21 protein-coding genes and 1 pseudogene are annotated in these 24813 nt (G+C 66.9%); 20 read left to right on the forward strand and 2 right to left on the reverse strand.

Annotated elements, in window-relative coordinates:
* Positions 1-9 precede the first annotated feature (9 nt).
* The 7 genes from R2N01_RS03170 to R2N01_RS03200 all read left to right on the forward strand — a co-directional run bounded on the left by R2N01_RS03170 (position 10) and on the right by R2N01_RS03200 (position 5917).
* Positions 10-756 (forward strand): triose-phosphate isomerase family protein, encoded by a 747-nt coding sequence (locus R2N01_RS03170; RefSeq protein ID WP_316668387.1) that lies wholly within the window; start codon positions 10-12, stop codon positions 754-756.
* Positions 757-995: 239 nt separating this feature from the next.
* Entirely contained in the window at positions 996-1910 is a 915-nt protein-coding gene (locus R2N01_RS03175) for a sugar-binding domain-containing protein (protein ID WP_316668389.1), read from the forward strand.
* Positions 1911-2125: 215 nt separating this feature from the next.
* On the forward strand, positions 2126-3013 hold the full coding sequence (locus R2N01_RS03180) for a class II fructose-bisphosphate aldolase (protein ID WP_316668391.1): 888 nt from the start codon (positions 2126-2128) through the stop codon (positions 3011-3013).
* The gene (locus R2N01_RS03185) at positions 3003-3467 is read left to right on the forward strand and encodes a PTS sugar transporter subunit IIA (protein ID WP_316668392.1); all 465 of its coding nucleotides are present in this window, start codon (positions 3003-3005) and stop codon (positions 3465-3467) included. Before R2N01_RS03180 ends, R2N01_RS03185 begins: the two co-directional genes overlap by 11 nt.
* Before the next feature lie 11 nt (positions 3468-3478).
* On the forward strand, positions 3479-3814 hold the full coding sequence (locus R2N01_RS03190; RefSeq protein ID WP_316668394.1) for a fructose PTS transporter subunit IIB: 336 nt from the start codon (positions 3479-3481) through the stop codon (positions 3812-3814).
* Positions 3807-4949, forward strand: coding sequence for a PTS fructose transporter subunit IIC (locus R2N01_RS03195; RefSeq protein WP_316668396.1), 1143 nt, complete (start codon positions 3807-3809; stop codon positions 4947-4949). The genes R2N01_RS03190 and R2N01_RS03195 overlap by 8 nt, the downstream gene beginning before the upstream one ends.
* 188 nt (positions 4950-5137) lie before the next feature.
* Positions 5138-5917 carry a cupin domain-containing protein gene (locus R2N01_RS03200; protein WP_316668399.1) on the forward strand — a complete coding sequence of 260 codons (780 nt, stop codon included), beginning with the start codon at positions 5138-5140 and terminating at the stop codon, positions 5915-5917.
* 221 nt (positions 5918-6138) lie between these two features.
* Here the strand turns inward: R2N01_RS03200 and R2N01_RS03205 are convergent, their stop codons facing one another.
* Positions 6139-6870: a FadR/GntR family transcriptional regulator gene (locus tag R2N01_RS03205; protein WP_316668402.1), complete on the reverse strand. Its 732-nt coding sequence runs from the start codon at positions 6868-6870 to the stop codon at positions 6139-6141.
* Between the two features lie 156 nt (positions 6871-7026).
* Here R2N01_RS03205 and R2N01_RS03210 point away from each other — a divergent pair, with 156 nt between their 5' ends.
* The 8 genes and pseudogenes from R2N01_RS03210 (at position 7027) to R2N01_RS03245 (ending at position 17103) form a co-directional block, all read left to right on the forward strand.
* Positions 7027-8358, forward strand: coding sequence for an MFS transporter (locus tag R2N01_RS03210; protein ID WP_316668404.1), 1332 nt, complete (start codon positions 7027-7029; stop codon positions 8356-8358).
* Positions 8359-8388: 30 nt separating this feature from the next.
* The gene (locus R2N01_RS03215; RefSeq protein WP_316668430.1) at positions 8389-9219 is read left to right on the forward strand and encodes a sugar phosphate isomerase/epimerase; all 831 of its coding nucleotides are present in this window, start codon (positions 8389-8391) and stop codon (positions 9217-9219) included.
* Entirely contained in the window at positions 9212-10066 is an 855-nt protein-coding gene (locus R2N01_RS03220; RefSeq protein WP_316668406.1) for a phosphogluconate dehydrogenase C-terminal domain-containing protein, read from the forward strand. Before R2N01_RS03215 ends, R2N01_RS03220 begins: the two co-directional genes overlap by 8 nt.
* A gap of 428 nt (positions 10067-10494) precedes the next feature.
* On the forward strand, positions 10495-12192 hold the full coding sequence (locus R2N01_RS03225) for a dihydroxyacetone kinase family protein (protein WP_316668408.1): 1698 nt from the start codon (positions 10495-10497) through the stop codon (positions 12190-12192).
* Positions 12193-12785: 593 nt separating this feature from the next.
* Entirely contained in the window at positions 12786-14975 is a 2190-nt protein-coding gene (locus R2N01_RS03230; protein WP_316668410.1) for an SDR family oxidoreductase, read from the forward strand.
* A gap of 215 nt (positions 14976-15190) precedes the next feature.
* Positions 15191-15469: pseudogene (locus tag R2N01_RS11395) on the forward strand (L-rhamnonate dehydratase); the annotation flags it as partial.
* 73 nt (positions 15470-15542) lie between these two features.
* The gene (locus tag R2N01_RS03240; RefSeq protein WP_399553226.1) at positions 15543-16262 is read left to right on the forward strand and encodes an enolase C-terminal domain-like protein; all 720 of its coding nucleotides are present in this window, start codon (positions 15543-15545) and stop codon (positions 16260-16262) included.
* Positions 16263-16284: 22 nt separating this feature from the next.
* Positions 16285-17103 (forward strand): aldolase/citrate lyase family protein, encoded by an 819-nt coding sequence (locus R2N01_RS03245; RefSeq protein ID WP_316668413.1) that lies wholly within the window; start codon positions 16285-16287, stop codon positions 17101-17103.
* On the opposite strand, the gene R2N01_RS03250 is transcribed toward R2N01_RS03245, so the two are convergent.
* Entirely contained in the window at positions 17085-17801 is a 717-nt protein-coding gene (locus R2N01_RS03250; RefSeq protein ID WP_316668415.1) for a GntR family transcriptional regulator, read from the reverse strand. The two genes, R2N01_RS03245 and R2N01_RS03250, sit on opposite strands and share 19 nt — an antisense overlap.
* 407 nt (positions 17802-18208) lie before the next feature.
* Between R2N01_RS03250 and R2N01_RS03255 the strand changes: the two genes are divergently transcribed.
* From R2N01_RS03255 to R2N01_RS03275, 5 genes are all read left to right on the forward strand, one after another.
* Positions 18209-19042 (forward strand): DeoR/GlpR family DNA-binding transcription regulator, encoded by an 834-nt coding sequence (locus R2N01_RS03255; protein WP_316668417.1) that lies wholly within the window; start codon positions 18209-18211, stop codon positions 19040-19042.
* Between the two features lie 645 nt (positions 19043-19687).
* Positions 19688-20767, forward strand: a complete 1080-nt coding sequence (locus tag R2N01_RS03260; RefSeq protein ID WP_316668419.1) for a hypothetical protein — start codon at positions 19688-19690, stop codon at positions 20765-20767.
* Between the two features lie 38 nt (positions 20768-20805).
* The gene (locus tag R2N01_RS03265) at positions 20806-21675 is read left to right on the forward strand and encodes an HAD hydrolase-like protein (RefSeq protein ID WP_316668421.1); all 870 of its coding nucleotides are present in this window, start codon (positions 20806-20808) and stop codon (positions 21673-21675) included.
* A 54-nt stretch (positions 21676-21729) separates the two neighbouring features.
* Positions 21730-23289 carry an FGGY-family carbohydrate kinase gene (locus R2N01_RS03270; RefSeq protein ID WP_316668424.1) on the forward strand — a complete coding sequence of 520 codons (1560 nt, stop codon included), beginning with the start codon at positions 21730-21732 and terminating at the stop codon, positions 23287-23289.
* 16 nt (positions 23290-23305) lie between these two features.
* Entirely contained in the window at positions 23306-24664 is a 1359-nt protein-coding gene (locus R2N01_RS03275; protein WP_316668427.1) for a sn-glycerol-1-phosphate dehydrogenase, read from the forward strand.
* Positions 24665-24813: the final 149 nt, after the last annotated feature.

Raw genomic sequence — 24813 nt, forward strand, 5'->3', positions numbered from 1 at the left:
AGGTCTGACATGAGTGCACCGATCGTCGCGGTGAGCCTCAAGATGTACTTCGAACGGGCCCGCACGCTCGACTACGCCCGCTCGCTCGTCGAACTGGTCGGGGCCGAACAGGGTCTGTCGGACGCCGTACGGATGGCCGTGCTGCCCGACTTCCTGACCGTCGCCGAGGCCGGGGCGATCCTGGACGGCTCTGGCATCGCGCTCGGTGCCCAGGACCTCTGCCAGGACGATCGCGGGGCCCGCACCGGCGAGGTGTCCGGCGCCGATCTGGTCGCCCTCGGCGCCCGGGTCGTCGAGGTGGGTCATGCCGAGCGTCGCACGATCTATCACGAGGACGATGCGATGATCGCCGCCAAGACGGCCGCCGCGGTCCGCAACGGCATCACCCCGCTGCTGTGCATCGGCGAGTCCGAGCGCTCCGGCGAGGACGAGGCCGCAGCCGCGTGCATCGCGCAGGTGCGTTCGGCCCTGGCCGGTGCGCAGCCGGCCGAGGTCTGGCTGGGCTACGAGCCGCACTGGGCGATCGGCGCCCCGGCCCCGGCTCCTTCCGGGTACGTCTCGACGGTGTGCAACGGCATCCGCGAGGGTCTGGGCGACGTGCCGGGCCTGAGCCTGCTGTACGGCGGCTCGGCCGGCCCTGGCCTGCTCGGCGCCCTCGACCCGGCGATCGACGGCCTCTTCCTGGGGCGTTTCGCCCACGATCCGGCGGCGTTCGTCTCGGTCGCGAAGGAGGCGCGCGAACGCGCGGCGGCCTGAACCCGGGGCAGAGGGCTCGCCGGCTGGTCCCCAGTCGGCGAGCCCCCTGACGCGTTTCGAACCGGGCATCGCTCGTTCTCGAGCGCCACACCATATTCTGAGAGGGGATCGACAGTGATCTTCGTGCGGGTTCGTAGGGAGGACGTCATGCCGAGTGGAACCGAGGAAGTGAGTGCATGAGAGCCCCCACGTCTCGCGCAGATGCTCACCAGACGAGGCTCATGGTCAGGGTCGCCCGCATGTACTACGAGCAGGGGCTCCGCCAAACCGAGATCTCTTCCCGTCTGCATCTGTCAGCGTCGAAGGTCTCGCGGCTTTTGAAAAAAGCCGCGTCCACCGGTGTAGTGCGGACAGTCGTGTCGCTCCCCGCCGGCGTTCATGCTGAGCTCGAGGAGCAGATCGAACGTGCTTACGGGCTCGACGAGGTGGTTGTCACTGACGCGCGGGGCTCCCATGAGCAGGTTCTCTCTTCGCTCGGCGCAGCTGGAGCCGCGTACCTTGAGAACAGTCTGACGACAGGTTGTGTGCTTGGCGTGTCAGCGTGGAGTGAGAGTCTCATGCGCGTCGCTCAGGCGCTTCCCCGGTCCGCGAACGTGACAGTCGATGAGGTCGTGCAGCTGGATGGCGGCGCTGGACACGCCGCCGCTCAGATCGAGGCCTCGCAGATGCTGGGTCTGTTCGTCACCAAGATGGGTGCCAGACCCGTTGTCATCCCAGCGCCAGGTGTGGCGACGAACAGAACTGTTCATGACGCGCTGACAGCTGACCCCAGTGTGGTCGAGGCCATGTCTCGCTGGCGTGCCGTGACCGTTGCGCTGGTGAGTATCGGTTCGCTGTCCTCCTCGACGCTGGTGAGGCCAGGGGGCACCTACGCGTCGGCCCGTGACCTGGAAGAGCTGGAGGAGGCTGGGGCAGCCGGCGACGTGTGCTTCCGCTTCTTCGACGCTGAAGGCCAGGCGATCCGATCAGCCTTCGACGCCAGGGTGATCGGGGTGGAACTTGGTCAGCTGCGGAAGATCCCTCGGCGTATTGCCGTGTGCGGAGGATCGGAGAAGACCGAGGCGATCATGTCGGCACTGCGGGGGGGCTTGGTGAACGTCCTCATCACGGATCTCGGAGTGGCCGAGTCTCTCGCAGCGGGTGCGGGCGGCTGAATAGCTTCTGGCTACGACACGTCCTTGCGCAGGAGAGTCCGTGCCGGGCTGGAGCCGATGGCGACGGGCGAACCATTCGGGAGCCATGCTCTGTTGGATGCGGCTCCGCCTTGCCATCTCCCCTGGATGACAGTATTATCAGGACTGCAAGATATTGCAGCCAGAGGTAACCGGCGGGCCCCACGGGTGAGGTCCGCCTGCTCAAGGAGACCAACATGCTTGTCAACCTCGAAGAGATGCTGACCGACGCGACGAGGAACCATTACGGAGTGGGCTGCATCAACGCCCCGAACGTGACGTACCTGCGGGCGCTCATCGATGCGGCCGAAGAAGTGAACATACCGCTGGTCATCGACCATGCCGAGGTGCACGATCCGCTCATCCCTCTCGAGCGGATCGCCCCGGATCTCATTGGCTACGCACGCCGCGCAGGAGTGCCGGTCGCCGTGCACGTCGACCATGGCGAATCAATGAACTTCATCATGCGTGGTGTCAACAACGGGTTCACCTCGGTCATGTATGACTGCTCAAAACTCACGTTCGAGGAAAACGTCAGCAGGGTCAAGGCCTTCATCGAGATGGTTCGTCCAGCTGGAATCAGCGTCGAAGCCGAGCTTGGCGAGATGCCCACAACGCTCAATGACACTCATGGCGGCTCGAGTGATTCGATCACGTATACGGACCCGGACCTCGCCCATGAGTTCGTAGAGCGAACCGGAGTTGACGCACTGGCTGTCACATTCGGCACCTCACATGGGATCTACGAGGAAGAACCCGAGCTTGATTTCGAACATCTCAAGAGGCTGCGTGAAGCCACTGGGGAGACCCCCCTGGTCATGCACGGCAGCTCTGGTGTTCCACTGTCAGACATCACCAGAGCAGTGGCTGGCGGTATTTCCAAGGTGAATTACTACTCCTATCTGGCAGTTGAATCCTCGCGGTTCGCCGGTGAAGTCATCAAGGCGGACCGGGCCGAAGGGAAACCCACATTTTACCACGAACTGGTCGAAAAAGTCTACGTTCATACGAAGGCTGAGGCAAAGAAACTCTACGTCGCGTTTCTCAATGGGTTCGAGTACCGAAGGACTCGAAATGATGAGTGACGAGCATGATGTCGTAAGCCCAGACATCATCAGATTGGACATGCGGCCGCCGAGTGATTTCGATGATCTGGTTCGTCAAGCGGCGGCCACCCTGGATGAGGCGGGACGGATCGTTGACCGGGAGGTCTTCGTTCAAGATCTGTACCGGCGTGAGTGCGAGGGGTCGACCTACATGGGTAATGGGATAGCGATTCCGCACACTCGGTCGGCGGGCGTCTCGGACGCCTCGGTGTGCATTTATCGGCTGGCAGCGCCCATGCACTACGTATCACATGGCGAGGAGGGCGAGGTCGACAAGGTGTTCGTGATCGCCATGCCTGAAGGGTCCGGCAACGAGCACCTCAGGGTCCTTGCCAAACTCGCACGCAGTCTCGTGGACAAGGAATTATTGGCCGCATTCGAGAGTGCGCGAAGGAACGATGAAGTCGTCGATCTCTTCGACGGCATGGTGTAGAGGAGTTGTTGATGAGACTAGTCGCGGTCACCTCGTGCGCAACGGGGATTGCTCACTCGTACATGGCGGCAGAAGCATTGGAACGACTCGCGCAGGGACATGGTCTCGAATTGAAGGTCGAGATACAGGGTGCCTTGGGCATCGAGAACAGACTTGATCCGGAAGACATAGCCAGTGCCGATGTCATCATCTTGGCCAATGATGTCGCGATCTCGGACGCCGAGAGATTTGCCAGCAGGAAGAACGCAACAGTCAAAGTTTCACCTCATCAGGTGATTCAAAGCCCTGAAGCACTCTATCGAGCGCTAGTGAAACGTGGCTTCATCGAGGGGAAGAAAAATGAGTAGGGCGAAAAAAGAGGGCCGCGAGCTTATGCAGGCTCTCCTTACAGGAGTTTCGTACATGATCCCGTTCGTGGTGGCGGGAGGCATCCTCATCGCACTGGGGTTTGCCTTCGGGGGCATCTATGTTGGAGACGGTTCTGGATTCTGGGCCGATGTCCATGCCTGGGGCCAGGCCTCGATGGGGCTCATGACCGCTGTTCTCGGCGGCTACATCGCCTTCGCGCTGGCGGACAAGCCCGCGATCGTTGGTGGTTTCGTGGCCGGGGCGATGGCCAGCTCGCTCGGGGCGGGCTTCCTCGGCGCCATCATCGGCGGTATTGCCGCCGGCTACCTGGTGAGGCAGCTCAAGAAGATCAAGTTGCCCGCAGTGCTGCAATCATTGCTCCCAGTGCTCATCATCCCCGTCGTGAGCGTCGTCGTCATCGGTGCCTTCATGCAGTACGTCATCGGCGTTCCCTTCGCCTGGCTCAATGAAACCATGCAGTCCTGGCTGCTCAATATGTCCGGTGGTGCCAAGGTGATACTGGGCATCGTTCAAGGCGCCATGCTCGCATTCGACATGGGTGGTCCGGTCAACAAGGCGGCTTATGCCTTTGCCCTGGCCGCTGCGGAAAGCGGTAACTGGGCCCCCATGGCCGCGAATTTCATCGCCTCGATGTCTCCTCCGCTCGGTCTCGGTATTGCCGCTCTGATCGCGCCTAAACGGTTCACGAAAGCCGAACGGGGCTCAGTAGGCGGCCTGCTCGTCGGTGGTGTGGGCATGATCACTGAGTTCGCCATCCCCTTCGCCGCCGCCAACCCCTTCCGTGTCATCCCATCGCTCATGGTCGGCAGCGCGTTCGGGGCCTCGCTCAGCTACATCGCCGGGCTGACGATGCAGGCGCCTCATGGTGGACTCTTCGTCTTGCCGCTGTGCAACCATCCGCTCATGTTCCTGCTGATTCTCCTGTTTTCCGCATTCGTGACGGCGGGCATGCTCGTACTCCTCCTGCCGAGATCGGCCCGGGATGAGGGCGGAGCGTCTGTTGTCGGTGGCCTGAGCGACTTGATGGGATCTTCTGCCAGGGCGACGCGCTCATCTGCCCAGGACACGGATCTCGATGACGTCGAGACACTCGATCTCGATACCGATGAATAGCTCTGGTCATGCGACCAGAATCACCGACACAGGATTGGAAGTCTGCCATGACAAGATTCCAGGATGTACTCGAACGCTTTCCTTTCGAGCCCGATGAGAAAAGACCTCTTCTCATCAGGAGGACTGACTACCTTCATCATATATATCCTCCGGACAATGCATTCACCAGTGACAACAATTACTTGATAGTGTCCACCGACACTCTTCTCGTCGGAATCTATGAACTGGCGCCCGGGGCGTCATTCGAGCCGATCGACATCCATCCCGGCGATGAGATGTATTACATTCTTGAAGGGCCAGTGGTTCAGAAGAGCAACTATGGCCAGTACATCGAGTTGCAGACTGATGAGGGCCTGCTCATTCCTCAGGAGACGTGGCACCAGGGGAATAATTTTTCCAACCACAAGGTCAGGATCCTCTTCTTCATCGCCCCCAAGGCGTGGGGCGAGGATGTTCCGCCGAAGATCTTTCCTGTAGCGGATGACACAAAGACCTTCAAGGGTCGCAAGAACAGTGAGATCCCGAGCGTTGCTGGCCGTTCAGGAATCAATCCACTACCCACCACCGATGACCTGGGCCGATTCCCGGTCGATGGGGTCAAGGCCCGGATCCATCCGACCAATATTTATCGGATCGGTGACCGCGAGAAGCTGGTCACGCTCATGGGCAACGACAGTCCCATGCTCATGAAATTCACTGTGAGCACGGATCTCGCCCACATGGGTGAGATGATCGTACCGCCCGGGGGTGGTAAGGGGCCGCGTTGTTCCGAGCCCATGTCCCACCAAGGTGATCTCGTGCTCTATTGCATGGAGGGTCCCATCACGGTCAACTTCCCTGATCGCAAGGACTGCCTGATCATGGAGCCCGAGGAGTCCATCTTCATTCCAGCCGGGGTGAGCTATCAGCTGATCAATTTCAACGGCTACGCGGTCCGAGCGATTTTCAGCATCGCGCCGGGCCTGTGATGAGGAGGGCTGGTTTTCAGCCCCTGAGCGGACGCTGGTCGCGAGGGACCTGCCGCCTTCGACCGGTGACGGGTCTCTCGCCCCTGACGAGTCGGGCGCGCTCGTGGGAGGGGTGGTCGCTTGCTGGTGACCCGGGAGGGGGCGTGAGCGCTCATCGGTGGACCGGCTTGTCGAGCAAGCGCACTGATGAACTCCCCCTGCGGGCCCGGACGCAGTGCCGCTCACGTCTGGGCGGTGAGGCGCTTCGTCGCGGTCCTCATGTGGGCGCGCATGGCCTGCTCGGCGGCCTCGGCGTCGTGCCCTTCGACCGCTCGCAGGATCGTCTCGTGCTCGCTCAGCGACTCGACGGCGTCGTCCACGCTGCGCAGCGCCCGGTCCATCCAGATGCTCAGCAGGGTGCGGCAGGTGCGCAGCATGTCGGCGGCCAGGGTGTTGCGGCAGCTGTCGGCCAGGACGACGTGGAAGCGGTAGTCGAGGGGGATCGCCTCCTCCACGTCGGGCAGCGCCTCGTGCATCGCCTCGATGTTGCCCTGCAGCCGGCTGATGGCACCCTCGTCGGCGCGTTCGGCGGCCAGCCGCGCCGACTCGACCTCGAGCGCCGAGCGCACCTCGAGCAACTGCTGCGTGTCGTGCTCGCCGAGCAGCATGCCCCAGGTCAGCGTCTTGGGCAGCAGGTCCGAGGTCGTGCCGCGCACGTAGGTGCCCGCTCCCGGACGCACCTCGACCAGTCCCAGCAGCTCGAGGGCCGCGAGCGCCTCACGGACGGCGGAGCGCCCCACGCCCAGCTTCTCGGCCAGCGCGCGTTCGGGCGGCACCCGGTCGCCCGTCGACAGGGGGCCGGTGCCGAAGTGGGACAGCAGGTGCTGGGCGACCTCGGCGGCCGTGGTCCCGCGGGGGAGTGCGGACATCTCCTGGAGGAACTCGTCAGCCGGACCTGATGCGTAAGCGGGCATGGCGTCAATCTACTCGGCGCGACTCGGAGAAACGGGGTATGGAGAATAGATCACGAGTTAACCGGTTGACAGGTTTACCGGTGTTCTTGTAGCCTGGGTCCACAACGACGCCGCGCAGCGTTGCGCGAGTCGTCCGAACGATGACGAGGAGGTCACGTGTCGAGTGCTGCAACCATGAACCCGGCGGCCGAGAAGTCCGCGGTTCACAAGATCTCTGTGCGACTGGTGCCATTCGTCGCACTGATGTTCTTCATCAACTTCCTCGATCGCACCGCGATCGGTTACGCGGGCCCCAACGGCATGCGGCAGGACCTGGGCATGACGGCCGCCCAGTTCGGTCTGGCCTCGGGCGTGTTCTTCATCGGGTACATCATCCTGGAGATCCCGTCCAATCTGGCCCTGCACAGATTCGGCGCCCGCGTCTGGCTGTCGCGCATCATGCTCACCTGGGGCGTCGTCGCGGTCCTGTTCACCTGGGTCCAGTCCAGCGGGCAGCTGTACGCCCTGCGCGTCCTGCTCGGCATCGCCGAGGCGGGATTCTTCCCCGGCGCGATCCTGTTCCTGAGCATGCTGGTGCCCGCGCAGCACCGCAGCCGCACGCTCATGCTCTTCTACCTGGCCCAGCCGCTCACCAATGTGATCGGCGCCCCGCTCGCCAGCTGGCTCATCCAGCACCACGGCGTCCTCGGCCTCGCGGGCTGGCGCTTCATGTACCTGTGCGTCGGCGCTCCGGCCATCATCGTCGGGGCCATCGCCTTCTTCTACCTCAAGGACGGGCCCGAGGACTGCAGATGGCTCACCGCCGAGGAGATCGCCTGCCTGCGCTCCCAGCTCGACGCCGAGGCCGAGGCCAACAGCGGCGCCAGGGGCGAGCGGAACGTCAGGGCCGCCCTCACCAGCGGGCGCGTGTGGGTGCTCTCGCTCATCTACTTCGGCTTCATCTACGGGCTGTACGCGCTGAGCTTCTTCCTGCCCACGATCATCAAGGGGTTCGGCGAGCAGTACGGCGCCAAGCTGTCGATCCTGCAGCAGGGGCTGGTCACCGCCGTCCCGTACGTCTTCGCGGCCCTCATCATGTACTTCTGGTCCAGGGACGTCACCCGTCGCGGCCTGCACAGCTGGCACATCGCCGTCCCCGCCGCCGTCGGCGGCATCTCGATCCCGGCCGCCCTGTTCGTCGGGTCCCCGGTCATCGCCATCGGCGTCATCTCGATCACGGCCATGTCGATCTTCGCCGTGCTGCCGAACTTCTGGACTCTGCCCACCCAGTTCCTCACCGGCGCCCCGGCCGCCGCCGGCGTCGCCCTGATCAACACGGTCGGCAACATCGCGGGCTTCTCGGCCGGGTACATCACCGGGGCGATCCACGACTGGACCGGCGGCTACGTCGTCCCGATGGTCGTCGTCGGCGGCTTCATGATCCTGTCCGCCGTGCTCATGATCCTGCTCGCCCGCCGTGGCCGGGTCAGGGTCGTCGGCGCTTCGTGAGCGCCCGCGAGAGGAAGGGGAAGGGGAGTGATGACCATGGGCCTGGGCATCGGCACCTACGCCATGTTCTGGGAGTGGTCCGACGCGGTGGAGGAGCCCATCGGTCTGCCGGGCATGCTCGATCGGGCCGGGGAGCTCGGCTGCGACGTCTTCCAGATCTGCGATTACCCGCCCATCGAGGCGATGGACTCCGGTCGGCTGGGCGAGATCGCCGCGCAGGCCGCCGATCTGGGACTGGCGCTCGAGCTGGGGACCCGCGGCACCGACCCCGGGCGCCTGAACGGATATCTGGACATCGCCGAGACGATGGGCGTCAGCATGCTGCGCTCCATGGTGCCGGTGGGCGCCGGCGCGCCCACCCTCGACGAGTCCCTCTCGTCGGTCAGGGGGCTGCTCCCGCGGCTGCACGAGGACGGCGTCTCGATCGCCTTCGAGACCTACGAGCAGCTGCCCAGCACCCGCTTGGTGCGGTTCGTCGCCGACGTCGGCGATCCGCAGGTCGGCATCTGCCTCGACCCGGCCAACTGCGTGGCCGGTCTCGAGCCGCCCCTCGAGGTGATCAACCGCTGCGCCCCGTGCACGCTGAACCTGCACGTGAAGGACTTCGCCTTCACCCGCCGGGCCGGCTGGGTGGGGTTCACCTATACGGGCGCGGCCATGGGGGAGGGACTGCTCGACTTCGACGCCGAGCTGAGGGCCGTCCGCCCCCTCGAGCGCGGCATCAGCCTGATCGTCGAGCACTGGCTCGTCTGGCAGGGCGATCCGGGCACCACCGTCGCGCTGGAGCGGCAGTGGACCCGGCAGGCCCTCGACTACGTACGCAATCACCTCGAGAATCAAGGAGAAATGAGTCATGAGTGAGGATCTGAAGATCGCGGTCGTCGGCGCCGGCGGCAAGATGGGCATGCGCGTGTCCAACAACCTGCAGCGCACCGACTGGACGATGTTCTACTGCGAGAACGGCGAGGCCGCCAGGGCGCGGGTTCAGGACGCCGGTCGCGAGGTCGTGCCGACGGACGACGTCATCGGCGACGTCGACGTGGCGATCCTGGCCGTGCCGGACGTGGCCCTGGGGCCCGTCACCGCCGACGTCGTCCCCAAGATGAAGTCGGGTGCCATGGTGCTGACCCTCGACCCGGCCGCCGCCTACGCAGGACTGCTGACCATGCGCGACGACCTCGACTACGTCGTGGCCCACCCGACCCATCCGTCGGTCTTCCTCGAGCGCCGCACGCCCGAGGAGTACGCCGACACCTTCGGCGGCGCCGCCGCCCCGCAGAACTCGGTCGCCGCCCTGCAGCAGGGCGACGAGGCCGTCAAACCGCTGGCCGAGAAGGTCATCTCGACCATGTACGGGCCGGTGATCAAGGTCTACTGGGCCTCCGTGCACGATCTGGCCGTCCTCGAGCCCACGCTGAACGAGACCATCGGGTGCATGCTCGGCCAGTTCCTCAAGGACGCCATCGACGCCACGGTGCGGCACACCGACATGGACGAGGCGACCGTGACCGCCATGATCCACGGACACATCTGGATCGCCCTGACCAATGCCCTGCGCGGCTCGAACCCGTTCTCGGACGCCTGCCTGCTGGCCATGGACTACGGGCGCGAGGCCGTCATCAAGGATGACTGGGAGCGCATTTTCGACGACGCCGACCTGGATGTCGTCATCGCCAAGATGCTGAGGCTCGACAGGGTCCGGCACTGACCTCTCTCCCGCCGACCCGATTCTGTGCAATCGATCTGCTCATTCATGGCGCCGGGCATGTACTTGGTCATGTTGGTCATGCCCGGACCGGCGCTCCTGGACGCCGCGGCATCGGGCGCCCCGCAGATGTGCTTCCAGGGGGTGCGGGGGCCCGAGGGATCGCCCGTGCCGATGGTACCTTGAGTCCCTGCTGCGTCGGGGACGGCTCCTCGGGCCGCGCCGGCGAGCAGCCGGGGCCGGCGCTGTGAACCGTGGCGGCCCCGGCCCCGGTGCGGGATCGATGACGGTGAGGAGGGTCGGTGGGGGCACGGTGCGAGGTGGTCGCCGGGATCGCCGAGCGCCGCAAGGAAACTATATGATGTAGGAATTGGTTCGGCTGGGCCAGCGGCGGCCCAGCGCCGGAACACAACCACAAGACAGGAGAGACAATGACGTACCTGGTTGGTGAGCCGCTGGATTTCGCGGCTGACAGTCTCGCGGGCTTCGTGGCCGCGCACTCGGACCTCGTGCAGGCGGTTCACGGCGGTGTGGTCCGCGCCGATGCCTCGCCGAAGGGCGAGGTCGCGGTCGTCGTCGGCGGCGGCTCCGGTCACTACCCCGCCTTCGCCGGCTGGGTCGGTCCCGGCATGGCCCACGGCTCGGTCTGCGGCAACATCTTCGCCTCCCCGTCCGACTCGCAGGTCGTGTCGGTCTCCAGGGCGGCCGACAACGGCGGGGGCGTGCTGCTGCTGTTCGGCAACTACGCCGGGGACTGCCTGCAGTTCGGCAAGGGGGCCGACGTGCTCAATGCCGAGGGCATCGACACCCGCATCGAAACCATCACCGATGACGTGGCCTCGCGCCCGGCCGAGAAGTGGTCGGAGCGCCGCGGCATCGCGGGGGACTTCTTCGTCGTGAAGACCGCCGGCGCGGCTGCCGCCGCCGGCTACGATCTCGACGCCGTCGTGGCCACGACCCGGCGGGCCAATGCGGCCACCAAGACCTTGGGCATCGCCTTCGACGCCCCGACCCTGCCCGGGGCCGACGGGCCCCTGTTCACCGTGTCCGAGGGCGCCTACGAGCTCGGCCTGGGCATTCACGGCGAGCCCGGCCTGTCCTCGCACCCGCTGTCCGGGGTCGACGACATCGCCCAGACCCTCGTCGAGGGCGTCCTGGCCGAGAGGCCGGCCGGTGCCGGGCGCGTCGGCGTCCTGGTCAACGGCTTGGGCTGCACCAAGTACGAGGAGATGTTCGTCCTGTACGGGCGCGTCGCCGGGCTGCTCGAGGCCGCCGGCCTCCGGATCGTCGCCCCCCTCGTCGACGAGCAGGTCACCAGCCTCGACATGGCCGGCGTCTCGCTGAGCGTCATCTACCTCGACGACGAGCTCGAGAGGCTGCTCCTCGCCCCGGCCCTGACACCCGCGTTCACCCGCGGCGCGGTCGAGCACGGCGGTCCGAGGCGCGAGATCGTCGCCGAGACGGGTTCCGAGCTGATCGCGGGCTCGCCCGCCTCCGCCGCCCAGGGCGCCGAGTTCGCCGAGGTCATGGCCCTTGTCGCCCGGACCGCCGCCGATGATGCCGATTTCCTCGGCAGGCTCGACTCGATCGCCGGTGACGGCGACCACGGCCAGGGCATGGTGCTCGGCTCGCGGGCCGCGGCCAAGGCCGCCTCCGCCGCTGCCGCGGCGGGCGCCGGTGCCGCAACCGTCATGAGGCAGGCCGGGCTGGCCTGGGCCGAGGGCGCCGGCGGCACGTCCGGGGCGCTGTGGGGCCGCGCCCTCGAAGCCGTCGGCGCGGGCCTGTCCGACGACGATGCCGTCGACACCGCGGCGGTGATCGCCGCCGTCGCCGCCGGCGCCGAGTCCGTGGCGATCAATGGCGGCGCGGTGCCCGGCGACAAGACGATGGTCGATGCCACTACGCCGTTCGCCGCCTCGCTGCGTTCGGCCGGTGACGATCTGTCGGCCGCCTTCGCGGACGCCGCCGGGGCGGCCGCCGCCGGCGCCGAGGCCACTGCGGACATGGTGGCCCGCAAGGGCCGCGCCACTACGCATGGTGATGCCTCGCTCGGCCACTCCGACCCGGGCGCGATCTCCTTCGCCCGTCATATGGCGGCGATCGCCGGGTACCTGGCCGTCCAGGGCTGATGCACGCCGTGTCCGGGCGGGGGTCCGACCCCCGCCCGGTGCGTTCCGGGAGCTGGCTCCGGTCCTGTTCGTCCCGCGCGTCGGTGCCGGGCCCGAGTCTCAGGGGTGCGGGGGCCTCCATCAGCGGCCGGCGCCACCGGGCCCGGCGACCGTGATCTCGTCCTGCGGGGCCACCGGAAAGGGAACGGGCGCTTGCGCAGCAAAAATATATAATCTATGATGATATCATCTATGATAGGTCGGAGATGAATCGACCACGAGTGTTCGGTTGGGAGAGATCGCATGCACACGGCCGACGCATGGCCCATCGCCTGCGAGCGAGTTCACGGACTCGCCGATCATGTCCGGCACCTGGGCATGGAGGTCGGCCTGGGGGTGTATGGGGACACCTTCCTCGGCGCTGTCGAGGGCACCCTCCGGTTCTACGAGGGCGTCGATCATCCCGCGGCCGGCATCCCCCGACATCGGGTCGCAGCCTCGAGAGGACCGGGCAAGGCGCTCCCGGGCGCCCCGCGCGCGGCGGCCCGGGGCTCCTGTCGGGGCGAGGTCCCGTGCTCTGCTACATGACAAGGAGGTCTGGCGTAATGGAAAGGATGACTTCTCGGACGGCACCGGACGAGACGGTCGTCAACGGCGCACTCGCCAAGGTGACCAGGCACATCATCCCGTTCCTGCTGTTGATGTATGTGATCGCGTTCGTCGATCGCACGAACCTCGGCTGGGCGCAGCAGGAGTGGAAGGCCGATTACGGCATCTCCACCGCCGCCTACACGTTCGGCGCCACGTTGTTCTTCGTGGGGTACGCGGTCTTCGAGGTGCCGTCCAATCTGATCATGCACAGGGTCGGTGCTCGCTGGTGGATGACCAGGATCATGATCACTTGGGGCATTGTGGCGGCATGCTTCATGTTCGTCCAAGGGCCGAAGAGCTTCTACGCCCTTCGCTTCCTGCTCGGTGTCGCCGAGGCCGGTTTCTTCCCCGGCGTGATGCTGTACCTGACCTACTGGTACCCAGCCGCCCGCCGGGCGTGGGCGACCGGCCTGTTCTACATGGGACTGCCCATTGCCAATATCTTCGGCAACCCCCTGTCCGGGGGTCTGCTGGAACTCGACGGCGTACTGGGCATGGACGGCATCCACTGGATGTTCCTGGTCGAGGGCGCGCTGGCCGTGATCGTCGGCGCCATCTGCCCCCTGGTCCTGGTCGATCGTCCGGCCAGGGCCGCATGGCTGTCCGAGGAGGAGCAGCGGGACCTCACCGCGCAGATCGAGCTCGAGGAGGCGGCCAAGCAGAAGGCGAAGCCGATCAGCTGGGGCAGGGCACTGGCCGACCCGCGCATCCTCTACTTCTGCCTGATCTACTTCTGCATCCAGGCTTCCGTCTACGGCCTCACCTTCTTCCTGCCGAAGCAGGTGACGTCCATGACGGGCACGTCGGTCGGTCTGAAGGCCTCGCTCATCACGGCCGTCCCCTGGGTCGTCGCGCTCATCGGTGTTCTCGTCATCCCGAGGATCGCGGACAGGAGGCAGAATCACGGCCTGCTCTCGGGCCTGATGCTCGCCTTCTCGGGCCTCGGCATCATGGGCTCGGCCCTCTTCCAGCACGACCCCGGACCCGCGCTGGCCCTGCTGGTGGTCGCTGCGGTCGGGTTCACCTGCGCGCAGCCGATCTTCTGGCAGCTCCCCACCCGCTATCTCAGCGGCGCGGCGCTTGCTGGCGCGACCGGTCTGATCAACGCGGTCGGGAACCTCGGCGGCTGGGCCGCGCCGCTACTGCGCACGTGGGCGACGCAGGGCGTCTTCGGCACCGCCGAGGAGCCGAACGAGGCGGCCGGGCTCGTAGTGCTCGGCACGGCCGGCATCGTCGGCGTCCTGCTCGTCCTGGGGCTGAGGCTTTTCAAGAAATCCGACGAGGAACGCGAGGCCCTGTCGCTGCAGAGCGGCAGCGAAGTCGTGACCCTCGATTCCGCAGGTAGCAACCACTCACCAAGGAGAACAGCGATGATCGAGTACAAGAGGCCCGTCTTCCCGGAGCGGCACACCGCCGTCGTGAGCGGCGCCGGCGCGCCCAGGGGGATCGCCCGCAAGACGGCCCGGCGGCTGGCCGACGAGGGCTGGGACATCGTGGCCGTCGACCTGTCTGACCAGGTGCTGGAATTCGGCGAGGAGCTCGAGCAGGAGCACCCCTCGTCGGAGGTTCTCGCGCTCCGGCTCGACATCTCCGACGAGGACCAGGTCGGAAGGGCCTTCGCGCGGATCAGGGAGGACATGCCCCCGGTAGTGGGACTGGCGAACATCGCGGGCATCGCCTGCCCGGTGCCGCTGCTCGAAATGGACGCGGACCTGTTCGACAGGGTCCTGTCCGTCAACTGCCGCGGGACCATGCTCATGATGAAACACGCGGCTGAGCAGATGAAGGACTACGGCATCGGCCGTATCGTGAACTTCTCCTCCATCACCGCCCTCGATGGCGGGGGGACGTTCTCCAAGTTCGCATACGCCGCCGCGAAGGCCGGCGTGCTCGGCATCACCAAGGGCGGCGCCCGGGAGCTCGGCCCCTACGGCATCACGACGAATGCGGTCCTGCCAGGCCCGATCGACACCGACATCATGGGCGGCAGGCTGACCGATGAGCGCAAGGAGCAGATGTCCTCCGACATCCCGGTGGGCCGGGTCGGCCAGCCCGAGGAGATCGCGGCCGTCGTGTCCTTCCTGCTCTCCGCAGACGCCTCATTCGTCAACGGTGTCTCACTGAACGTCGACGGCGGCAGGCAGATGCACTGAGCCGTGCATGCGAGGTGATGAGCGTCCCGGAGAAGAACCCACCGCCCCGCATGCACCCCGAGAGGACAACGGGAGAGATCATGGGACTTCCGACAATTGTCGACGTGCGCGCCCATTTCATGGGCGGGGCGGGTTCTGCTGCGCGGGGCCGGGGCGGGGGCGACTACCACGACCAGGGCGCCGGTCACTGGATCGATGACCACATCGCCACCCCGATGAGCAAGTACCCGCAGTACGAGCGGTCGCGCCAGTCATTCGGCATCGATGTGCTCGGCACCCTCGTGGTCGAGGTGGAGGCCGACGACGGTACGACGGGATTCGCCATCTCGACGGCCGGTCTGATCGGATGCTTCATCGTCGAGAAGCACCTCTCCAGGTTCCTCATCGGGCGCCGCGTCGACGACATCAGGCTGGTTCATGACCAGATGATCAATGCGACGCACTTCTACTCGGGCGGCGGCGGGGTCGTCGTCAACGCGATCTCGTGCGCCGACTTGGCCCTGTGGGACCTGTTCGGCAAGGTCCTCCGGCAGCCGGTGTACAGCCTGCTGGGCGGCGCGGTGCGCGATGAGATCAGGTTCTACGCCACGGGTTCGCGCCCGGATCTCGCGAAGGAGATGGGGTTCATCGGGGGCAAGATGCCCGCGCATTTCGCCCCCCGACGGGGACGCCGGCATCCGCGACCAAGCCGAGCGCATCAGGGGATTCCGGGACGTCGTGGGGCCCGATTTCTGGCTCATGCTCGATTGCTGGATGAGTCAGGACGTCAATTTCGCGGTGAAGCTGGCCCATGCCCTGGCCCCGAGCGGCGTGAAGTGGCTGGAGGAGTCCTTCCCGGCCGCCCAGTACGAGGACTATGCGGAACTGAAGCGGCGGATGCCGCCCGGCATGATGGTCGCCGCCGGCGAGCACCACGGGAATCTCAGTGCGTTCAGGACCCTGAGCGGGACCGGCATCGACATTCTCCAGCCCGACGTGGGCTGGTGCGGCGGGATCACGTCCCTCCTGGAGATCGCCGCGGTCGCCAAGTCGCGGGGGCAGCTCGTGGTGCCGCACGGCTCTTCCGTCTACTCGCACCACGCGGTGATCACGTTCACGAATGCGCCATTCGGCGAATTCCTGATGACGAGCCCCGCCGCCGACCGGTTGAGGCCGCAGTTCGACCCGATCCTCATCGGCGAGCCCGTCCCGGTGGACGGGCGGATCAGCAGGCAGACGCTCACGAGACCCGGCTTCGGTGTGGAGCTCAACCGGGACTGCCCGCTGGAACGGCCTTTCACGCACTGAGACGACGGGGAGATGAACGGGGATGGATACGAGTACGACCACGGGACCGGAGGGGGTGCCCCGCAACGGGCTGAAGGAGCGCCTGCTCGCGGGGCGGGAGCCTCAACTGGGGCTGTGGCTGAGCAGCGGATCGTCGGGGATGGCGGAGATCGCGGCGGGCGCCCGCTTCGACTGGGGGCTCGTCGACGGCGAGCACGGTCCCAACAGCATCGTCAGCATTCTCACCCAACTGCGCGCCATCGAGCCCTATGGGATGACGCCCGTCGTCCGGCCGGCCGAGGCGAGCCGGGTCCTCGTCAAACAGGTGCTGGACGTCGGCGCCCAGTGCCTGCTGCTGCCGATGATCGGCACACCGGAGGAAGCCGCCGAGGCCGTCGCCGCCACCCGGTACCCTCCTCGCGGGGTGAGGGGGGTCGGCGCGTCCATCGCCCGTGCGGGCCGGTGGGGCCGCATCGGGAACTACATGGCGGAGGCCGAGGAGCAGCTCTGCGTGATCCTCCAGGTGGAGACGCGGGAAGGGCTCTCCCGCATTGACGAGGTGCTTCGCGTCGAAGGAGTCGACGGCGTCTTCATCGGACCCGCCGATCTCGGCGCCTCGCTGGGCGGCCCCGCCGCCGACGAGCTCGAGGCCATCGTGTGCGAGTGCCTGCGGAAGATCCGCGGCGCCGGCCTCGTCGCCGGTTCGATCGCCCTGGAGGAGGGCACCGCGCGCAGGTATTCGGCGGCGGGGGCGAATCTTCTCGCAGTCGCATCCGACACAGACCTGTTCGTGCGGGCCCTGGACGACTGCCTGGCCCGTTTCGGCAGATGGCCCGGGAGCAGCTATGACGGGTCTTCCTGAGGGATCATGCGGCGCGAGACCATGGCCAGGTGGTGGGTCATGGCTCGCACGGCGGCCCCCTCGTCCCCCGCCCTCACCGCGTTGAGGATCCCCCGATGCTCGCCGATCGCGGCGCCGGTGTCGATGCTCTCGATCCCGCTCGTCTGCCTCATCAGGTGGACGCTGAAGCTCAGTGAGTTGACCGATCTGTTGATGTACCGGTTCCCGCAGTGGTCCAGGATCGTCTGGTGGAAGCTCCAGTCGTGCTGGTAGTACGCGCGGATTCTTTCCCGGTCGTCCATCGCACCCGCCTCGCCGAGCCTGTCGGCCGCCTCCACGTTGGACGCGAAGACGGATTCGAGGTCGGAGGCCAGGTTGGTGAGGTCTCTTTCCATGGCGAATCCGACGGCGCTGGTCTCCATGATGAGCCTTGCCTCGATCAGTTCGGACATCTGGGCGGTTGACATCGGTGGCGCCACGCGGTATCCGCGGTTCGCCGTGCGGCGCACGAGTCCGGTGTCCTCCAGCCTGGCCAGGGCCTCCCGGACGGGGGTCGGCGATACCGAGAAGTACCGCGCGAGGCTGTCGATGGCCAGTGGCGAGCCCGGTTTCGCCGAGCCGGAGACCAGCATGTCCAGCAGCGCATCGTAGATGTCGTCTCGCAGTCCCCGGGGCCGTATGGGCCTTGGCGGGGACAGCTCGGGATCGGTACTGCTCATGGCTCGGATTCTATCCGTGCCCCCTGGGCGCGGCCGGTGATCCTCGGGGCATGACCGGTCCCCGCCGGCCCGGGCCCGGATCAGGCCGCGGTGGTCAGCTCGGGTGCACCGTTGGGCTGGAACAGAGCCCGGATGAGGGGCAGGACGACGCCGATGAAGGTCACGGCGGCTGCGAACAGCACGATCACGGAATCTCCTCCAGTGCGCGGGCGGGGCGCGCGGCGCTCCCGCGGGGGACGGATGGGACGCTGCGCGCCTCATCGAGGTGATGCAACCATAGATCCAACTGCTCCCGGGGGACCGGCGCTGCCAGGTGTTGGTCCGCGTGTTGGTCCGCAGTCCCCGGCGCGCCTGCGGCCCGGGGCGCTCAGTATCCTGTGAACGAACCTCGTCCGTGAGGAGGCGACATGGCCAGTACTCGTGAGGGGCACTCCTCGGGTCCCAGGGCCAGGCAGTACGCCATCGCGCAGGCCGTCATAAGCAAGGGAAAGGCGACCATCGAAGAGCTCGCCGATCTGACCGGCGTCTCCGCCATGACGATCTACCGCGATGTGGCGGTGCTGGAGCAGAGCAACATCGTTCAGCTGCACAACGGCACCGTCGTCGCCGTGGCGAGCGGCCTGCACGAGGCCGATGCCGTCTTCCGCCTGGAGCAGGCCTCGGACGAGAAGCGCCTCGTCGCGGCCGAAGCGGCCAAGCTCGTCGCCAACGGTTCCTCGATCATGCTCGACGACTCGAGCTCATCCGTCTGGCTGCTGCGCGCCCTGGCCGACCTGTCGTCCCTGACCATCGTCACGAACTCCCTGCTCGTGGCCGATGAGGTCACCGACAACCGGCTGGCTCAGCTGATCATGGCCGGTGGCGAGTACCGCTCGTGGGCCCACGCCCTGATGGGACCGACCACCGTGCAGACCATCAAGTCGATGCACGCCGACTACTGCTTCCTGTCCACCTCGGGGATCTCGTCGATGGCCTGCTTCCATCCTTATCAGGAGGTTGCCGAGGTCAAGACGGCCATGCTGCGCTCCAGCGAGGTGCGGGTGCTGCTCATCGACAACACCAAGTTCAACCGCCGTGCGCTGTTCAAGTTCGCCGAACTGAGCGACTTCGACCACGTCGTCGTCGACGCCAAGGCCCCCGAGCAGGCCTTGAGGCGTCTCGAGGATGCCGGGGTGGACGTGATCGTGGCCTCGGCGCACGAGCGCCGCATCGTCAAGACCGGGGCCGCGAAGCGCGCCTGATCCCGACTGGACTCCATGGGGCTCCCGACTCGGGAGCCCCAACCGTTCGCGGACTCGCCGGGCCATAAGCCCGCCCCGGGGTCAACAAGGGATCTGAGGGCCGGAACAAGAGCCAAAGTGACAATTATCATCAGAGCTGTTATTGTTCCCGTACGAAATGGGTCCGGGCGGAGCAGCCCGGTTGTCCGGGACTCAGGTGGATGATGTTCGGTGAATGCGATGCGGCCTTCGCGCCAATCGTTCTCGTCGAGCCTGCCCTTCACCCGAGTTCGCTATGTAAATCCTTGTCGGAGGGTTTTATACGTGTCACCGGGGACTTGTCCGGGGTCTCTCGTCCGGTGCTGCCGGGCGTGAGCCAGGGTGACTCCGGGCCTGTGCCGGCCCTGTGCTCGCCCGTGGGTTGCGGGGCGGTGAGAGTTCATCGCAACAATCATGATGAAATTTTCATCAGTCCTGTTGTTCATGTGGCCCCCATGGCGCGCAGCGCAGACCGTGCACGGCGCCGGGACCCATTTCCGTTTCCCCTCCGACACGGCGTCCCCTCCGCAGGGGCGTTCCTCGCCGGGCCCGCCCGGCGATGAGCCCGCCGATGCGCCGAGCATCGGACGCATCCGTCCATCACCGAACAATCAAGAAGGAACAAGGATGTTCACAGCCTCTCTGGGGGTCTTCCTCTTCGGCCTCCTGGCCGCCATCGCCGGCGGCGCCGTCGGTGCCGCCATCGGCGGCAACTACGCGTTCGTGCTCGTCGGCTTCTGCGTGCTCGCCTCATGGGGCATGTTCGCCGCCACCGGCAGCACCTTCGGCTTCGACTACCTGGCCTTCGGCCCCTTCATGGGCCCGCACATCGCCTTCGCGGGCGGCGTCGCCGCAGCCATCTACGCCCGCTACAAGGGCCACATGACCGACGGCAAGGACGTCAACTCCCCGCTGGCCGGGCTCGGCAGACCCAGCATCCTGGTCGTCGGCGCCTGCTTCGGCGTCTTCGGATATCTGTGCCAGATCGGCGTCAGCCGCCTCCCGTGGTTCGGCTCCCACACGGACTCGATCGCCTTCACCGTCCTGCTGTCCGGCCTGCTGGCCCGCCTCGCCTTCGGCGGCGTTCCCGGCAAGGGCCTCTTCAAGGGCTCACTGCACAATCCCGAGGGCTTCCACGAGGACGCCACCAGCTTCCCGGCCAAGATCAAGCCGGGCCCCAACGGGCGCTGGCTCGAGTGGCAGGAGAAGCCCTCCCAGCTGGTCACGATCGGCTCGCTGTTCGGCGTCTTCGCCGGTGGCGCCTCGCTGTTCCTGGCCGCCAATGTCGGTGCGCGTCTCACCGCGATGGGCCTCGCCAACACCCTGGCCGCAGCCAATGCGAACACCTTCTGCTTCGGCATCTCGGCCATCATCATCCTGTTCCTCATCACCAACCGGAACATGCCGGTTCAGCACCATGTGACGAACATCGCCGGCCTGGCCGCCGTCCAGTTCTTCCCCGTCCTCATGGGCAAGAGCTTCAGCGCCTTCACCTGGACCGCCACCTCGACCTGGGACTCGCACACCTGGCTGATGGCCTTCGTGGCGATCCTCGTCGCCGGTGTCTTCGGCGTCGTCACAGCGGCCCTCGGCGAGTTCGCCGCCCGCCTGTGGTACAACCGCGGCACGAGCCACGTCGATCCTCCGGCCGCCTGCATCTGGCTCGGCAACACTATTGTCGTCTCGTTGGCGGCCCTGTTGTCCTGACCGACCGGCGGCCGGCCCCGAGAGGAGAGGAATCAAGCGTGAATCACGGTCTCGTGAGCGGTCCCACCGAGTTCGGGGATGCCTACATCTTCGATCTCGACGGCACGATCTACCTCGGCAGCCAGCTCCTGCCCGGCGCGAAGCGCATGATCGAGGAGCTGCGCCGCCGCGGGATCCCGGTGCGCTTCCTGTCGAACAACCCCACCAGGGACCCTGACATGTACGTGAGGAAGCTGGCCGGCCTGGGGCTGCCCACGGGGCTCGAGGACATCTGCAACACCGTTGTGACGACCGTCCGCTGGCTCCGCGAGAATCATCCGGACGCCGTCCTGTTCCCGATCGCCGAGCAGCCCCTGTGCCGCGCCCTGACCGAGGCCGGTTTCGTGCTGAGCGATGACCCGTCCAGGATCGACATCGTCATCGCCTCGTACGACCGCACCTTCGACTACCGCAAGCTCCAGATCGCCTTCGACGCCATCTGGTACCACGAGCGGGCCTTCCTGGTGCAGACCAATCCCGATCGGTTCTGCCCCTTCCCGGGCGGGCGCGGCGAGCCCGACTGCGCGGCCGTCACCGCCGCCATCGAGGCCTGTACCGGCACCACGTGCCGGGTGAACTTCGGCAAGCCCTCCTCGGTGATGCTCACCGAGGCCCTGTCGGGGCTCGCCGTCGACGTGGCCGACTGCGTCATGGTCGGCGACCGCCTCCAGACCGACATTCAGATGGCGTTCGACACCGGCATGAAGTCGGCGTGCGTGCTCACCGGCGAGGCGACGTCCGAGGACATCTCCACGCTCGACGAGGCCCACACGCCGACCTATGTGCTCGACCGCGTCGACCGCCTCATCCCCGCCTCGGTCTGGGAGGACCTGGGCTGGACCGAGGACAACGACGAGGACAACGACTGAGCCGCCCCACTCACCACGAACACCATCCCACCACTGCTCAAAGGAGAGTTCTTCATGACTGACAACGGCCCCTACCTGCTCGGCATCGATTACGGCACCGAGTCGTGCCGGGCGGCCATCTGCGACATGCAGGGCCGTCCGATCACTTTCGCCGCCACGCCCTACGCCACGACGCATCCGCGTCCGGGCTGGGCCGAGCAGAACCCGGAGGACTGGTGGAAGGCGCTGCAGGCCTCCACGCACAAGGCCCTCGAGAGCTCGGGCGTACCTGGCTCGGCCATCGCTGGCATCTCCTACGACGCCACGACTCTGACGATGGTGGCCATGGACGCCAAGGGCGAGGAGCTCCGCCCGGCCATCATGTGGATGGACGTGCGCGCCACAGAACAGGCCGGGCGCGCCGGTCTGTCCGACTCGGTCGCCCGCCTCTACAACGGCGGCGGCTACTCCCCGGCCACCGCCGAGTGGTATCCCTTCAAGGCCGCCTGGCTGCGCGAGAACGAGCCCGAGACCTACCGGAGGGCCGCCCACCTGGTCGACGCCCCCGACTGGGTCACCTACAAGCTCACCGGCGAGTGGACGACCAACATCAACTCCGCGGCAATCCGCATGTACTACAACCGCGACAAGGGCGGCTGGCCGAAGGACTTCTACGAGACCATCGGCTGCGGCGACGTCTTCGACAAGATCCCCGAGCGGGTCCTGGACCTCGGCGTCCCGGTCGGCGAGCTCGGCACCATCCCGGCCCAGCTGCTCGGCCTGCGCCCCGGCATCCCGGTCGCCCAGGGCATGGCCGACGCATGGGCCGGCCAGATCGGCCTGGGCGTCCTGCAGCCCGGCCAGATGGCCCTCATCACCGGCTCGTCCCACGTGCTGACCGGCCAGTCCGACAAGGAGATCCACGGCGAGGGCTTCTTCGGCGCCTACACCGACGGCGTCATGCCCGGCCAGTACACGGTCGAGGGCTCGCAGGTCTCCACCGGCTCGGTGCTCAAGTGGTTCCGCGACAACTTCGCCCGCGACGTCATCCAGGCTTCCGAGCGCATCGGTCTCAACCCGTACGACGTGCTCAACGAGCAGTCCCGCGACATCCGCCCCGGCTCGGACGGCCTGATCATCAACGAGTACTTCCAGGGCAACCGCACCCCGTACACGGACTCGAAGGCCCGCGGCATCATCTGGGGCCTGTCGCTGGCGCACACCCCGGCGCACTTCTACCACGCCATCCAGGAGTCGGTCTGCTACGGCAATGCGCACAACCTGCGGGCCATGAAGGCGGCCGGGTTCGAGGTGAAGCGCATGGTGGCCTGCGGCGGCGCGACCAAGAGCCGCGACTGGATCCAGATGCACGCCGACGTCTCGGGCGTGCCGATCGTGCTGACCGAGGTCGGCGACGCTGTCGTGCTGGGCACCTGCATGCTCGCCGCCGTCGGCGCCGGGCTCTACAAGGACCTGCCGGATGCGGCGGCGTCGATGGTCCACGAGGTCGACGTCCTGGAGCCCGACCCGCAGCGCCACGAGGAGTACGAGTTCTACCTCGACAACTACTGCGACACGTACCCCAAGCTGCAGCCGATGATCCGCTCCATGGTGGACCACGAGGCGCAGCAGTGAGTTCGGAGGGGACGAGATGTCAGATCTGATCGAACGGGCGCTCCGGAGCGCCGATGACACGGACGTCGTGGTCATGGGCGATGGCGTGCTGGGAGAGACCGGCCGCGTGTTCACCCGGCTCTTCGACGGCGCCAGGGGCATCGTCGTGGCCGACGGCAACACGTGGGCGGTCGCCGGCGAGCAGGTGACCGCGTCGCTCAGGGACGCCGGCGTCGAGCTCGCCGAGCCGTACGTCTTCCCGGCCAGCCCCAGCGTCTACGCCGAGTACGAGAACGTGGAGCTCCTGCGCGAGCTCCTCGGCGGGCAGGACGTGCGGGCCGTGGTCATCGGCTCGGGCACGCTGAACGACCTCGTCAAGAAGGCGAGCGACGAGCTCGGCCGCCGCTACATGGTGGTGTGCACCGCCGCCTCGATGGACGGCTACGCCGCGTTCGGCGCCTCCGTCTCGGTGGACGGCTTCAAGACGACGCTCACCTGCCGCGCACCGCAGGGCCTCATCGTCGACCTGCCGACCCTGGCCGAGGCCCCCCGGCGCTGCACCGCCACCGGAGTCGGCGATCTCATCGAGAAGATCCCGGCCGGTGCCGACTGGATCCTCGCCGACGAGCTGGGCATCGAGCCCGTCGACCAGGGTTCCTGGGATCTGGCCCAGGGCCGCCTGCGGGCCGCCATCAGCGACCCGCAGGGCCTGGTCGACCGCAACCCGGGCTCCTTCACCGCCCTGGCCGAGGGCCTGGTGCTCTCGGGCCTGTCGATGCAGAAGTACCGCATCAGCTCCCGCCCGGCCTCCGGCGCGGGCCACCTCTTCTCCCACGTCTGGGAGATGGAGCATCTGGGCATGGAGCAGGACCCTCCGCTGACCCACGGCTTCAAGGTCGGCCTGGGCACGCTGGCCACCCTGTCGCTGTGGCAGAACGTCGTCGACATGGACGTCGAGGCCATCGACACGGAGGCCGCCGTCGCCGCATGGCGCAGCCGCGAGGACACCGAGGCCTATGTGCGCTCGTGGTTCACCGGCAATATGGTGGAGCCGGCTGTCAAGCAGACGCTCGACAAGTACCTGACCGCCGACCAGCTGCGCGAGCGCATCGAGCTGATCAAGGCCAAGTGGCCGGCGATCACCGCCCGGGCCCGCGCCCAGCTCATCCCGCCCGAGCAGGCCGAGTCAATCCTCAAGGGGGTAGGCGCCTTCTACCATCCGCAGCAGGTCGGCCTGGACCGCCGGCGCTTCAAGGACACCTACCTGCGTTGCCGCATGATCCGCAGCCGGTACACCCTGCCCGACACGCTGTTCGAGCTCGGCGTGCTCACCGAGCAGGTCGACAGGCTGTTCGCGCCCGACGGCTTCTGGGGCCGGCGTCCCTGGACCGAGTGATCGGCCGACGGCAGGCCGTGGCCGGGCCCCGGGGCCCGCCCCGCCCCCCCCCCCCACTGCGACGCCCGCCGGGGCCGCCCCGGGCGCCCCCCCCCGTCGCGCACCGGGGGGGCGCCCCCAGATGACACCCCACTGCGGAGTGGGGCGGG

The organism is uncultured Propionibacterium sp., assembly GCF_963539965.1.
Taxonomy (GTDB): Bacteria; Actinomycetota; Actinomycetes; order Propionibacteriales; family Propionibacteriaceae; genus Propionibacterium.

Bases quoted from the DNA above. Each gene is read 5' to 3' on its own strand.
- R2N01_RS03170 (WP_316668387.1), top strand. From the start codon at position 10: ATGAGTGCACCGATCGTCGCGGTGAGCCTCAAGATGTACTTCGAACGG.
- R2N01_RS03175 (WP_316668389.1), top strand. From the start codon at position 996: ATGTACTACGAGCAGGGGCTCCGCCAAACCGAGATCTCTTCCCGTCTG.
- R2N01_RS03180 (WP_316668391.1), top strand. From the start codon at position 2,126: ATGCTTGTCAACCTCGAAGAGATGCTGACCGACGCGACGAGGAACCAT.
- R2N01_RS03185 (WP_316668392.1), top strand. From the start codon at position 3,003: ATGATGAGTGACGAGCATGATGTCGTAAGCCCAGACATCATCAGATTG.
- R2N01_RS03190 (WP_316668394.1), top strand. From the start codon at position 3,479: ATGAGACTAGTCGCGGTCACCTCGTGCGCAACGGGGATTGCTCACTCG.
- R2N01_RS03195 (WP_316668396.1), top strand. From the start codon at position 3,807: ATGAGTAGGGCGAAAAAAGAGGGCCGCGAGCTTATGCAGGCTCTCCTT.
- R2N01_RS03205 (WP_316668402.1), bottom strand. From the start codon at position 6,870: ATGCCCGCTTACGCATCAGGTCCGGCTGACGAGTTCCTCCAGGAGATG.
- R2N01_RS03215 (WP_316668430.1), top strand. From the start codon at position 8,389: ATGACCATGGGCCTGGGCATCGGCACCTACGCCATGTTCTGGGAGTGG.
- R2N01_RS03220 (WP_316668406.1), top strand. From the start codon at position 9,212: ATGAGTGAGGATCTGAAGATCGCGGTCGTCGGCGCCGGCGGCAAGATG.
- R2N01_RS03225 (WP_316668408.1), top strand. From the start codon at position 10,495: ATGACGTACCTGGTTGGTGAGCCGCTGGATTTCGCGGCTGACAGTCTC.
- R2N01_RS03230 (WP_316668410.1), top strand. From the start codon at position 12,786: ATGACTTCTCGGACGGCACCGGACGAGACGGTCGTCAACGGCGCACTC.
- R2N01_RS03240 (WP_399553226.1), top strand. From the start codon at position 15,543: ATGAGATCAGGTTCTACGCCACGGGTTCGCGCCCGGATCTCGCGAAGG.
- R2N01_RS03245 (WP_316668413.1), top strand. From the start codon at position 16,285: ATGGATACGAGTACGACCACGGGACCGGAGGGGGTGCCCCGCAACGGG.
- R2N01_RS03250 (WP_316668415.1), bottom strand. From the start codon at position 17,801: ATGAGCAGTACCGATCCCGAGCTGTCCCCGCCAAGGCCCATACGGCCC.
- R2N01_RS03255 (WP_316668417.1), top strand. From the start codon at position 18,209: ATGGCCAGTACTCGTGAGGGGCACTCCTCGGGTCCCAGGGCCAGGCAG.
- R2N01_RS03260 (WP_316668419.1), top strand. From the start codon at position 19,688: ATGTTCACAGCCTCTCTGGGGGTCTTCCTCTTCGGCCTCCTGGCCGCC.
- R2N01_RS03270 (WP_316668424.1), top strand. From the start codon at position 21,730: ATGACTGACAACGGCCCCTACCTGCTCGGCATCGATTACGGCACCGAG.
- R2N01_RS03275 (WP_316668427.1), top strand. From the start codon at position 23,306: ATGTCAGATCTGATCGAACGGGCGCTCCGGAGCGCCGATGACACGGAC.